Below are 533 nucleotides of genomic sequence, written 5' to 3'. Positions count from 1 at the left end.
GGTGTAATTGTATAAACCACATCCAAAGGACCACTGGTCCCATTCGTAAATATATCACCAGAAATCAGGTTCACATCTGTTGTACCGCTAGCTGTGTTTGCTGTGCCTCCCAAGCCAGGATCTACTACGGCACTTACATCATAACTACTGATGGCATCCCCATCATCGTCTGTAGATGGCAAAACAACTCCGATAGCATCGCCAGTACATATCGTAGCATCAAGATTGCCTGTGAATACCGGGGCCTCATCTATCGTTACTGTAATAGTGAAATCAGGGCCTGCACAAGTACCTATATAAGGGGTGACCGTATAAACAACATCCAAAGGACCATTGGTGGTATTCGTAAATATATCGGCAGAGATCAAATTTACATCTGTTGTACCGCTAGCGGTACTTGCTGTGCCTCCCAAACCAGGATCTACTACCGCACTTACATCATAACTACTGATAACTCCGCCATCATCATCTAAAGAGGGCAGCGTGACCCCGATAGCATCGCCAGAGCATACCGTAGCATCGAGATTGCCAGT

At 46.2% G+C, this 533-nt stretch carries 1 protein-coding gene; it reads right to left on the bottom strand.

All coding sequences use genetic code 11. The features are described 5' to 3' along the window. Window positions 1–533 (bottom strand): PKD-like domain-containing protein (locus tag C900_RS19020; RefSeq protein WP_040497119.1); only part of this gene is annotated, 533 nt, incomplete at both ends.

This window comes from Fulvivirga imtechensis AK7 (assembly GCF_000331535.1).
Classification (GTDB): domain Bacteria; phylum Bacteroidota; class Bacteroidia; order Cytophagales; family Cyclobacteriaceae; genus Fulvivirga; species Fulvivirga imtechensis.
Note: the sequence above shows the minus strand (reverse complement) of the source record. Positions and strands in the feature narration are given on the sequence as shown.